General features: G+C 69.0%; 12 protein-coding genes. 5 read left to right on the plus strand and 7 right to left on the minus strand.

The window, feature by feature from the left end:
• Together ACT3TD_RS14120 and ACT3TD_RS14125 are read right to left on the minus strand one after the other, a co-directional pair.
• On the minus strand, nt 1–228 hold a 228-nt coding region (locus ACT3TD_RS14120; protein WP_444638057.1), incomplete at its 3' end, for a hypothetical protein.
• A 4-nt stretch (nt 229–232) separates the two neighbouring features.
• Nucleotides 233–541 carry a hypothetical protein gene (locus ACT3TD_RS14125; RefSeq protein WP_301441753.1) on the minus strand — a complete coding sequence of 103 codons (309 nt, stop codon included), beginning with the start codon at nt 539–541 and terminating at the stop codon, nt 233–235.
• A 147-nt stretch (nt 542–688) separates the two neighbouring features.
• On the opposite strand from ACT3TD_RS14125, the gene ACT3TD_RS14130 reads away from it, so the two are divergent.
• A complete protein-coding gene (locus tag ACT3TD_RS14130) occupies nt 689–1,702 on the plus strand; it encodes an NADP-dependent oxidoreductase (RefSeq protein WP_301441754.1) in 1,014 nt (337 codons plus the stop codon).
• Between the two features lie 6 nt (nt 1,703–1,708).
• On the opposite strand, the gene ACT3TD_RS14135 is transcribed toward ACT3TD_RS14130, so the two are convergent.
• From ACT3TD_RS14135 to ACT3TD_RS14145, 3 genes are read right to left on the minus strand one after another with little or no spacing between them, the layout of a single operon-like run.
• Nucleotides 1,709–3,400: an ABC1 kinase family protein gene (locus tag ACT3TD_RS14135; protein ID WP_441579715.1), complete on the minus strand. Its 1,692-nt coding sequence runs from the start codon at nt 3,398–3,400 to the stop codon at nt 1,709–1,711.
• Complete coding sequence (locus ACT3TD_RS14140) at nt 3,384–4,013, minus strand: PadR family transcriptional regulator (protein ID WP_301441756.1); 630 nt, start codon at nt 4,011–4,013, stop codon at nt 3,384–3,386. Before ACT3TD_RS14140 ends, ACT3TD_RS14135 begins: the two co-directional genes overlap by 17 nt.
• Nucleotides 4,014–4,061: 48 nt before the next feature.
• Complete coding sequence (locus ACT3TD_RS14145) at nt 4,062–4,976, minus strand: hypothetical protein (RefSeq protein ID WP_301441757.1); 915 nt, start codon at nt 4,974–4,976, stop codon at nt 4,062–4,064.
• A gap of 90 nt (nt 4,977–5,066) precedes the next feature.
• Between ACT3TD_RS14145 and gluQRS the strand changes: the two genes are divergently transcribed.
• Both gluQRS and ACT3TD_RS14155 read left to right on the plus strand, forming a co-directional pair.
• Entirely contained in the window at nt 5,067–5,978 is a 912-nt protein-coding gene (gene gluQRS, locus ACT3TD_RS14150; RefSeq protein WP_301441758.1) for a tRNA glutamyl-Q(34) synthetase GluQRS, read from the plus strand.
• Between the two features lie 81 nt (nt 5,979–6,059).
• Nucleotides 6,060–6,707, plus strand: a complete 648-nt coding sequence (locus tag ACT3TD_RS14155) for a hypothetical protein (RefSeq protein ID WP_301441759.1) — start codon at nt 6,060–6,062, stop codon at nt 6,705–6,707.
• An 18-nt stretch (nt 6,708–6,725) separates the two neighbouring features.
• Here ACT3TD_RS14155 and ACT3TD_RS14160 read toward each other — a convergent pair whose 3' ends face one another.
• Nucleotides 6,726–7,535 (minus strand): crotonase/enoyl-CoA hydratase family protein, encoded by an 810-nt coding sequence (locus ACT3TD_RS14160; protein WP_301441760.1) that lies wholly within the window; start codon nt 7,533–7,535, stop codon nt 6,726–6,728.
• Between the two features lie 50 nt (nt 7,536–7,585).
• Nucleotides 7,586–8,563: an ABC transporter substrate-binding protein gene (locus ACT3TD_RS14165; protein WP_301441761.1), complete on the minus strand. Its 978-nt coding sequence runs from the start codon at nt 8,561–8,563 to the stop codon at nt 7,586–7,588.
• Between the two features lie 337 nt (nt 8,564–8,900).
• On the opposite strand from ACT3TD_RS14165, the gene ACT3TD_RS14170 reads away from it, so the two are divergent.
• Both ACT3TD_RS14170 and ACT3TD_RS14175 read left to right on the plus strand, forming a co-directional pair.
• Nucleotides 8,901–9,434 (plus strand): helix-turn-helix transcriptional regulator, encoded by a 534-nt coding sequence (locus ACT3TD_RS14170; protein ID WP_441579714.1) that lies wholly within the window; start codon nt 8,901–8,903, stop codon nt 9,432–9,434.
• A gap of 100 nt (nt 9,435–9,534) precedes the next feature.
• Nucleotides 9,535–10,594, plus strand: a 1,060-nt coding sequence (locus tag ACT3TD_RS14175) for an iron-siderophore ABC transporter substrate-binding protein (RefSeq protein WP_444638058.1), incomplete at its 3' end; no start/stop codon positions are given.

Raw genomic sequence — 10,594 nt, forward strand, 5'->3', positions numbered from 1 at the left:
TCCGAGTGCTTCACCGAGTTCGCGCCAGGAGACCTTGCTGCCGCGTGCGGTGTGGATTGCGTCGGCAAGGTCGCTCTCCGCGGCATCTCTGCGCCATGCGGCCAGCTTCACTGCCATGACAGGCGGAAGCTCGCGGCTGTCGTCGCCGGGGGCGGGATCGTAGTTCTCGAAGGCGTCGGCGAGCTCCTCGGCGTGGGACGTGATGTCGGCAAGTGTTCGTCGGGTCATTGGGTTATCCCCTCAGGTATTTTTTCCGGGCAGGGCGCATCGCGTGGACGACGGCGACTCCGTCGTGCCAAGCGACGAGCCCGATTTCAACAGGCGTGCCGTCCCAGCCAGGTCCGATGATCATGGTCATTCCGTCCTCCTGGACAAACTGGCTGATCGGGTATCGGAGTGCGTGTTTGATGATCTCGTCAGAGACTCCGTGGCGGTGGGCGGTTTCAAGGATCTGGAGATCGTCGTGCTCGGATCCCAGAATACCTCGTCGCAAGTAACCTTGTCGAGGGTTGAGATGGTTTTCATCACTGATGTCCTGCATGTTCCCCAATTCCCCTTTGTCCCCGTGTGTCGGTTCTTTCACTGTAGCCGGAAACCTGTGTGCCAACCTGTGTGCCGTTGCCAGGACCGGGGACTACCCTCGGTCCACGGAGAACCGAATTCCGACCCTTTTCTAGGAGACGCCTCAATGACCACCGCACGACAGATCGTCCTCGCCAGCCGCCCCACCGGCGCGCCGACCGCGGAGAACTTCCGCTTCGAGGAGGTCACGTTGCCGCAGGTGGAGGACGGGGAGCTGGAGCTCAAGGTGCAGTACCTCTCCCTCGACCCCTACATGCGCGGACGGATGAGTGCCGCCAAGTCCTACGCCGAGCCGGTCCCCGTCGACGGCGTGATGACGGGTGAGACCGTCGCCGAGGTGACCGTCTCACGCCACCCGGACTTCGAGGTCGGTGACCTCGTCCAGGCGCACACCGGCTGGTGCACCCACGCGGTGCTGCCCGCCACGCACGTGCGCACCCTGCAGACCCACGGTGCCCCCGCCACCGCGGCCCTCGGCGTGCTGGGCATGCCCGGGTTCACCGCCTACTCCGGCATGAAGGTCATCGGCCAGCCGAAGAAGGGCGAGACCGTGGCCGTCGCCGCGGCGTCCGGCCCCGTCGGCTCGATGGTCGGTCAGCTCGCCCAGCTCGCCGGTGCCCGCGCCGTCGGCATCGCCGGAGGTCCGGAGAAGTGCGCGTTCGTGAAGGACGAGCTCGGGTTCGACGCCGTGGTCGACCACCGCGACCCCGACTTCGCCGACAAGCTCGCCGAGGCCTGCCCGGACGGTGTGGACGTGTACTACGAGAACGTCGGCGGCGCGGTGTGGGACGCCGTCCTGCCGCTGCTCAACAAGTTCGCCCGCGTGCCGGTGTGCGGCCTGGTCGCCCAGTACAACAACGCCGGTGGCGGCGACACCGACCGGCTGCCCGTGGCGATGAGCACCGTGCTCTCCCAGAGCCTGCTGATCCGCGGTTTCATCCAGATCGAGTTCGCCGAGGAGTACTACCCGGAGTTCCTCGCCGAGATCGGGCCGAAGGTCGCCGACGGCACCATCAACTACCGTGAGCAGGTCGTGGAGGGTTTCGACAACATGCCCGAGGCCTTCGCCGGCATGCTCGAGGGGAAGAACTTCGGCAAGCTCGTGATCAAGGTCGACTGACATGTGTCAGCCGCCGCGGCCCCCGAACACCGCGTAGAGCAACGGGACCGCGGAGACCAGCATCATCGTGGTGCCGACGACCCCCGCCGCGCCGTCGGCCCCGCGCAGTACCGCGCCGCCGACGACCAGACCCACGAAGACGATCGCGGCGACGACCCGCACCGCGGCGCGTTCCAGGCGCTTGAGCTGGCGTTCCACCTGCGGTGTGTTCACCGACAGGTTGCCGCTCTCGATCATGGTGATCGCGTCGTCGAGCCGTCGGGGCAGGCGCCCCAGCACCCGGGCGGTGGCCAGCCCCGTCGTCACCGCACGACGCGCCACGTCCTTCGCCGAGGCGCCGGCACGCTCGCGCACCAGGCGGGCGGCGAAGGGCTCCACCGACTCCCAGATGTTGAACTTCGGGTCCAGGGTGGAGCACAGCCCGGACAGCATCGACACCGCCCGCATGATCAGCAGGAAGTTCTCCGGCAGCTGGAAGGGCAGCGAGCGGATCACGTCGCGGAAGCGCTTGGCGAAGTCCTCGAACTCGCGCGGGTCCACGTACTGCAGGTCCATCACACCCATCCCGCCGAAGCGGGCGAAGAGTTCGGTGACGGCGACCTCGAGTTCGTCGGTGTCGGCGGTGGGCAGCAGGACGCCGAGACGTTTCATCGCCGCGACCATGCCGGCCCCGTCCTGCAGGCCGACGGCGACGACGAGGTCCTGCAGGCGGGTCTTCAGGTCCTCGTCGACGGTGCCGGTCATGCCGAAGTCGATGAAGGTCAGGCTGAAATCCCCGCCCCCGCGCGGCGTGACGAAGATGTTCCCCGGGTGCGGGTCGGCGTGGAAGTGGCCGGTGTCGAAGAGCTGGGTGAACATCGACTCGGCCAACCGGTCGGCCACCTCGGAGGGGTCGACGCCGGCGGCGCGCAGCGCACGCACGTCGCTGATCTTGACCGCCGAGACGTCCTGCAACGTCAGGACGCGGCGGGCGGTGCGTTCCCAGACGACCGTCGGTGCGTCCTGCGCCGGGTGCGCGAGGTTGCGGAACTCCGCGCCGAAGGACTCGGCCTCGGCGCCCTCGTGCAGGTAGTCGATCTCCTCGGCGCTGGTGTGTGCGAACTCCTCGACCAGGGCCGGGACGTCCGCGCGCGCGGCGATGAAGCGGATGCGCGACAACCACCCGGCGATGCGCCGCAACGCGGCGAGGTCGACGTCCACGATCTCGCCGATGCCCGGGCGCTGCACCTTCACGACCACGTCGGTGAAGCCCACGTCCGTGGCGTCCTGCGGGGTCAGTTGCGCCTTATACGCCTGACCCAGGGAGGCCGCGGCCAACGGGACGGAGTCGAACGCGGCGAAGGCGCGGGACAACGGCATGCCGAGCTCGGACTCCGCCAGGGCGCGGATCTGCGCGAAGTCCTCGGCCGGCACCTTGTCCTGCAGGCCGGCGAGCTCGTCGGTGACCGCGGTGGGCAGCACGTCGATGCGGGTCGACATGAACTGGCCGACCTTGATCATCAGCCCGCCGAGGTCGGTGGCCAGCGCGCTGAACCGGGCGGCGGCGCGGACGATGCGTTGCTCCTGGTTGCGCTGGCTGAACCTGCGCAGCCCCAGACGCGGCAGCACCAGCTCGAACCACCACATCACCACCATCAGCCGCAGGCCGAAGGTGGTGATGCGCCGGTAACGGCGGCGCAGGTCAGGCGTCTGCGGCACCGTCGGCTTCTTCGGTTTCTTCGGCGAGGATGCCGTAGATCCGGCGGCGCGCCTCGTCCAGCAACGCCGTCGCCCGACGCCGCTGGTCCTCGCTCCCGCCGATACCGACCTGGTGGACCGCCTGGCCCAACTTCACGCCGGCCTTCGGCAGCTCACCCCGGCCCTCGAACAGGCGGGACAGCCCGTCCCACGGGGCGACGGCATCCGCGTCGGTATCGCCGGCGGCCGCGGCCTCGTCGCGTCCTTCCTGGGTCAGGGTGAACGTGCGGCGCCCGTCGGTCTCCGCCACGGTCGCCAGCCCGTCGTCGACGAGCAACTGCAGCTCCGGGTAGATCTCGGCGGCACCGGGGGCCTCGGACGAGTCGTCCTGCGCGGCGATCTCGCGGACGATCTGCCCGCCGTGACGCGGGCCGTCGGCGAGCACGCCCAGCACCAGGGCGTGGACGCTGACCCGCGGCCGCTCCGAACGGGAGGGGCCAGTGGGCCGCGACTGTCGTGATTCGCGGGGGTCCTGCAGCGGGAACGGGAGGTACCCGCGCATGGTGTCGAGCATGGTCCACAGCGCGTCCGGGTCCGGTGCGCCGTCGAATCGGTTGTGGTGGGTGTATCCCATGTCAGCGCCTCCAAGCGCCTGGTGACGAATAGGTGGACCCCACCAACGCTACCCGCGGTTGGCGCGCAGCACCTCGACCGCGCGCACCGTCGCATGACCACGCCACTCCAGGGCGGCGGCCGGGGAATAGCTGGCGAAGTCCACCGGCCACCCGCCGTCGGCGCACTGCGCGCCGGCCAGGCGTTCCAGGTCGGCCTCGACGGCCGCGGCGTCCAGCAGCCTACGCACCGGGCGTCCCGGGAACGGGGCGAAGTCCAGTAGATTCAGCGATTCGTCGCTGGCACCCTCCGCAACAACCGGAACTTTCCCGTCGGCGGGCACGAACCGGGACAACCGGTCGAGCAGGGCGGGGGAGTCCGGGTACTCGGCCACGTCGAGAGCGTCGAGCAACTGCAGGGAGAAGGAGAGGACGTAGGCGAACGGGGGGTCCTGCATGTCGGCGAGGGCGTCGATCGCCTCGAGGCAGTACCGCGTCGCCGTGCGCAGCCACGGGTGGCCGCTCACCCTCGCGTCCGTGCGGGCGAGCAGGTGCGCCTGCGCAGCCACCGCCGCGGTGATCTGCACCGACGACTCCTGCGGGTCCGCCTGCGCCCAGAACGGCGCGCAACCGGTCGGGTCGGCGACGGGTAGAGCGAACGGCAGACCACCGTCGGCCAGGGTGACCGACGCCAGCCAGTCCAGCAGTGCCTCCAGGTGCGGGGAGCGCGCCGGGGCGCAGCTGACCAGCGCCTCCAGTGCGTGCAGGGCCCCGACGGGCTGGCTTTCCGGGGCGCGCAGGTCCGGTTCCAGGCCCCAGCCGTAGCCGCCGTCGTCGTTGCGGTAGGCCTCCAGCGCGCCGAGCACGGCCGTGTGGCCGGTGCCGGTGGTCAGCACCTCGAAGCGTCGGCGGTCGAGGGCGCGGGCATGGGCGGCCATGAAGGTGGTGGCTGCAGTGGCGGCTGAGGCAGAAGCGTCGGGGCTCATGCCGCCCCAGCATGGCACAGCGCGTGGCAACCCCACCGGCTGGTCGCACCGACCAGTGGGGTTGCGACTGCCCGCGATATCCTGGGCGTCATGAACGTCCCCGCCACCAACGGCCGCTACGCCCCCAGCCCCAGCGGCGACCTGCACCTCGGCAACCTGCGCACCGCGGTGCTCGCAGAAGCGTGGGCGCGCTCCACCGGCCGCGGCTTCGTCCTGCGCATCGACGACATCGACGCCGCACGTTCCTCGGAGATCTCCGCCGACCGGCAGCTCGAGGACCTCGAGGCCGTGGGCGTGACCTTGGACGGGGCGGTGGCGCGCCAGTCGGAGTCGGTGGACCGCTACGACGTCGCCCTGGAACGCCTGCAGGATGACGGCCTGGTCTACGAGTGCTACTGCTCGCGCAAGGACATCCGCGAGGCCGCCCGCGCCCCGCACGCTGTCCCCGGCCACTACCCGGGAACCTGCCGTGACCTGCAGGACGACGAGCGGGCAGGACGCCGCGACGCCCTCGCCGCCGAAGGTCGGGTGCCTTCCTTGCGGCTGCGCGCGCAGGTCGGGCAGTGGACGGTGCGCGAGGCCTTCGCCGTCGACGGCGGCACCTACACCGGCGACGTCGACGACATGGTGCTGCGCCGTGGCGGGGTCGGGCAGGACGCCGGCTTCGCCTACAACCTCGCCGTCGTCGTGGACGACACCCTCGCCGGGGTGGACCAGGTGGTGCGCGGCGACGACCTGCTCAGTTCCGCGCCACGCCAGGGGTACCTGGCGCATCTGCTGGAACTTCCCGAGGTGGAGTACGTGCACGTGCCGCTGGTGCTGGGGCCTTCGGGTGAACGGCTGGCCAAGCGCGACGGTGCGGTCACGCTGCGCGAGATGCCGGGCGACACGCTGGAAGAGAAAGGCCGGGCGGCCCGGGAGTGGATCGAGACGTCGATCGGGGCGGCGGCGCTGGACGATCCGCGGTTGCTGTCACATGAGGCGGTGGTGTGGGTCAACTGACAGGGGCGGTGACATTAGGTAACCCTTTACGCCGTGCATACACAGGGATAGTGTGAGGACATGCGCTCATACACTCCACGTGTGGACAAGGATGAGTCGTTGGTGGCGGCTTTCAGTGATGAGAGGCACTCAGCAAGACTCCGGGTGTTCAGCCCCGCCGAGATCGCCGACGATAGGTTTGTCTCCTGGGGAGAGCTGGCGGGTAGAGCAGGATATGTCCTGCATCCCGGCTCCACATGGCGGGAGATGTCGGACCGAATCGGGCCAGGAGAGTCCTCGAAATACCACCCGGCCAGTGGTGGCTGTGACGAAATCAGCCTGGAAACTCTCCTGCATATACTGACCGGGGCGCTGCCGGATTTGCGTGCGTCCACGGAGGTCACCTTCGCCATGTGGCCGGGTTATGCGGGGGAGGTAGAGAATGTCGAGTCGGTCCGGGTTTTCGACTTCACGGCACCGCTGCCCTTTGGCCGTTTCGGGGGATTGGCAGTTGTACAGGCTCCGCTGGATTGGCTGCTCACCTTCGGCTCCGATCGGCCTGGACGGCCCCACATGCCGATCTACGTGTGGCCGCAGGACGGGACCTTCCTGATCAGTTGTCCCATCTACTCCAACTCCCTGTTCATCAGCGCAGATGAGGAACTTGCCTGGAAACTCGAGGAATCCGCTCTGGACGTGGTCCGGCTGGACAGCCACAGTCCGCTGAATTGTCACGACGACCTGGACTGACCCCGACGGCGCGGAGTCTCAGCGCACCGATCGTCCCCGGAACACCGGGGCAGCCTTCTTCGCCGCCGCCTTCTGCGCGACCTGGGTATTCTTTGCCACGAGTAGGCGGAACTGCCGGGCACGCTCCAGCCAGAAGGTGGCGCGCGGGCCGCGGGTCCAGGTCTCGTCGACGAGTTTCTTGGCGTAGGCCACGGAGTCCGGTGAGCGCGTGGCGACGAGTTCGGCCAGCGTCTCAGCGTCGGCGACGGGATCCTCGGAGATCTCGCTGGCCAGCCCGTGGTCGACGGCGGCGGCGCCGTCGAAAACCTCGCCGGTCATGGTGAGGCGCTTGAGCAGGTCCGCCGGAAGCTGCTGCTTGAGGGTCTGCATGCCGGACATGTCCGGGATCAGCCCCCACTTGGCCTCGAGGATGCTCCACTGCGCATCGGCGGTGGTGATGCGCCAGTCGGCGGCCATCGCGAGCTGCAGTCCGCCGCCGAAGCAGTGGCCGTGCACGGCGGCGATGACCGGCACAGGCAGACGCCGGAATCCCCAGCACGCCTCCTGGAACTGGTTGGTGCCGCGCCACGGCCGGGGCAGGAAGGACGCGACGAGCGCCGGCGGTTTCGCCATCGCCGAGGCGAAGTCGAGGCCGGCGCTGAAGGCGCGTCCCTCCCCGGAGATCACCACGGCGCGGATCGTACGGTCGGCGCGGATGCGCCGGGTGATGGCCACCAGTTCGTCGAGGACGCCCAGGGTCAGCGAGTTCAGCTTGTCCGGACGGTTCAGGCGGACGTGGGCGATCCGGGCAGGTCCGTCGGTCACGGTGAGGGTGGGGAGGTCGGTCATGGTGCCAACGCTAGAGGACGCGCCGGGCCGGTGTGAGTGGTTCAGCCGGTTCAGCTCCGGACCTGGTCCACCGCGGCGAAGGTGTCGTCCAGTTCGTCGAGGGACCAGGGCACCGACGCCACCGTCGGCTGGCTCAGCGCCATCGCCGAGGTGGCGTCCGGCAGGTAGGCGGACCCGTTCTCGACGGCGGTGAGCTGGTCCCACCCCTCGAGGTCGGAGGGATCGATCCCGATCGCCCACATCGCCAGGAAGTCCGTGTTCAGCAGGCTGATGTTCTCTTCGGCGATGAAGGCGCGTGCACCGTCGTTGCTGGCGGCCAGGATGTCCTCGGGCAGGCTCATACCCAGGTCGGTGAGGAAGCCGTTGGCGGGGTCCTTGTCGTCGGTGACCACGGCGAGGCCCTGCTCACTGATCTGTCCGAAGGCGGCGGAGGCGCCGTCGAGTCCGGGGTGGGCGTCCTTCGTCTCGTCGAATCGAGCGTCGACCTCCTCGACCAGCCCCGCGGCCTCGTCGGACTTGTCGAGGATCTCCCCGGCCAGCTCGGTGACGGTGCGCCAGTCGTCGGACTGGGTGTTGTCGCCGACCACGGCGACGGTGGGGGCGATGGCGTTGAGCTTGTCGTAGGTCGCCTGGTCGGGGACGTAGCTGACGAAGATCACGTCCGGTTCCACCGCGGCGATCTCCTCGCTCTGGTCGGCGGTGCCCTCCGCGCTCGCGGTGTAGGTCTTGACCGTGCCGGAGTCGCCAGTTGCCCAGGGCCTGTCGTCGTAGCCGTCCATGCGGTACTCCACGTCGACGGGGTCCCCGAGGGCGCTGAAGGCGTCCGTCCAGGCAGGGGAGAAGCTCACCACCGTCTCCGGGGTGGTGGGGACGTCGGTGGTGCCCATGGAGTGGGTGACGGACACGGTGTCCGGGGCGTCGTCGGATCCGGAGGAGTCGTCCCCGTCTGAACAGGAGGTCAGGGCGGCGGCGAGGAAGAGGACGGCGGTGGCGGCGCAGCGGCGTCGAACAACGGGGGAGGCGTTCATGAGAGCGAAGCCTATACTAACTTTCGTCCACGGGGAATGTTTCCGGGGGAACCCGTGACGGCCCCCACGTGTCATGGTGTTGTGGCCCTGTTCAGTATTCACTAAGTTAATGGCACTATGGGAACGTTGGAGGAGAACCGGAGCCTCCCGGTGTACCGGGCGGGGGAGTTGAGTTTCGGCGTTCGCGCGTTCGGGCGCGACGAGGTCCTCGACCGCGACACCACCTGGGGTGAGCACGCCCACCCCACCCACGAGCTGCTGTGGCACGACTCCGGGTCCGGTGTGGTGCGGGTGGGCGACCGTCTGTGGACGGTCGCCGGGGCCGTGGCAGCGTACCGTGCACTTCACCGTGGACACCCCGTCGCTGGGCTCGGGTCCGGTGGCGGTGGAGCTCACGCCGCTGCTGGGCCTGCTGATCGACCGCCTCGGTACCGGCGGGATCGGTGAGGAGTCCCGTGAGCTGACCGAGCGGATGATCCTGGACGTCCTGCGTCCGTCGGTGCACGAACTCGTCCTCGCCGTCCCGCGGGCGGGGTTGATCAGCCCCATCGTGGAGACGGTGTGCGACGACCCCGCCGACCAGACCACGTTGACCGCGTGGGCGTCGCGGATCGGGGTGAGCAGCAGGACGGTGACCCGGACCTTCGAGGCGGAGACGGGGCTGGGGTTCAGCCGGTGGGTGGCGATGGCGCGGGTGAAGCACGCCGTGGCGTTGCTCGGTGTCGGCCACGAGGTCTCCGAGGTCGCCGAACGGGTGGGGTACCGCTCGGCGAGTGCCTTCATCACCGCCTTCCGGCGGGCGACGGGCGTCACCCCGGGGCAGTTCCGGGCACCGGCGCTCGTGTCCGATCCGAGCAACCAGCTGTCCTGAATGCGTGGTTGCGGGCAGGTCAGGCTCGGGATATTTTGTACAGGCATGCCTAATTTCCGGCATCCCTGACGTTTCATCCCCCGCGAAAGGCCCGTGACCCATGACCCGCACCCTGCGCGTCCCCCTTTCCCAGCTCAGTTCGCTGCGGACCCTGCTCATCGCCCTCGTGGCGGTCCTCGGCCTGGTGCTGACCGCCTGCTCCTCCGACGGTGGTGACGACAGTGACGGCAACGGCGGTGGCTCCGGTGACACGATCACCGTCGAGCACGCCTTCGGCACGACCGAGATCGACGGCACGCCCGAGCGCGTCGCCACCGTCCAGTTCGAGAACCAGGAGGTTCCCCTGGCCCTCGGCGTGGTGCCGGTCGGCATGGCCAAGGCCAACTTCGGCGGCTCCGACGTGCTGCCCTGGGTGCAGGAGAAGCTCGACGAGCTCGGCGCCACCGGCGACGAGACCCCCGTCCTGTTCGACGAGACCGACGGCATCGACTTCGAGGCCGTCTCCGACACCGCGCCGGACGTGATCCTCGCCGGCTACTCCGGCATCACCGAGGAGGATTACGAGAAGCTCTCCGAGATCGCCCCGACCGTGCCCTTCCCGGCGGACCAGGTCGCCTGGGGTACCACCTGGCGCGAGAACATCGAGATCGAGTCGAAGGCCATCGGCAAGGAGGATGAGGGCCAGGACCTCATCGCCGACCTCGAGGAGCAGATCGCCGCGGCCGCCGACGAGCGCCCGGAGATCAAGGGCAAGAAGACGATGTTCCTCACCCACGTCGATCCGACCGACCTGAGCCAGGTCAGCTTCTACACCACCCACGACGCGCGCCCGAAGTTCTTCGAGGACCTGGGCATGGAGGCCCCGGATTCGATCCGCGAGTTCTCCGAGGACAACCCGGACTTCAGCGGCACGATCAGTGCCGAGCAGGCGGATGTCTTCGACGACGTGGAGATCATCGTCACCTACGGTGACCAGGAGATGCTCGACACGATGAAGGACGACCCGATCCTCGGCCAGATCCCCGCCATCCAGAACGACGCCGTCGTGCTGCTCGGCAACGACGAGCTCGGCACCGCCGCGATGCCCACCCCGCTGGGCGTGCCCTACATCCTCGACGACTACGTCGCCGCCCTGGCCGACGCCGCCGCCAAGGGCGAGG

It is taken from the genome of Corynebacterium sp. AOP36-E1-14 (assembly GCF_052377495.1).
Taxonomy (GTDB): Bacteria; Actinomycetota; Actinomycetes; order Mycobacteriales; family Mycobacteriaceae; genus Corynebacterium.

Coding starts and splice junctions, on each gene's coding strand:
- ACT3TD_RS14125 (WP_301441753.1), bottom strand. CDS start 541: ATGCAGGACATCAGTGATGAAAACCATCTCAACCCTCGACAAGGTTAC.
- ACT3TD_RS14130 (WP_301441754.1), top strand. CDS start 689: ATGACCACCGCACGACAGATCGTCCTCGCCAGCCGCCCCACCGGCGCG.
- ACT3TD_RS14140 (WP_301441756.1), bottom strand. CDS start 4,013: ATGGGATACACCCACCACAACCGATTCGACGGCGCACCGGACCCGGAC.
- ACT3TD_RS14145 (WP_301441757.1), bottom strand. CDS start 4,976: ATGAGCCCCGACGCTTCTGCCTCAGCCGCCACTGCAGCCACCACCTTC.
- gluQRS (WP_301441758.1), top strand. CDS start 5,067: ATGAACGTCCCCGCCACCAACGGCCGCTACGCCCCCAGCCCCAGCGGC.
- ACT3TD_RS14160 (WP_301441760.1), bottom strand. CDS start 7,535: ATGACCGACCTCCCCACCCTCACCGTGACCGACGGACCTGCCCGGATC.
- ACT3TD_RS14165 (WP_301441761.1), bottom strand. CDS start 8,563: ATGAACGCCTCCCCCGTTGTTCGACGCCGCTGCGCCGCCACCGCCGTC.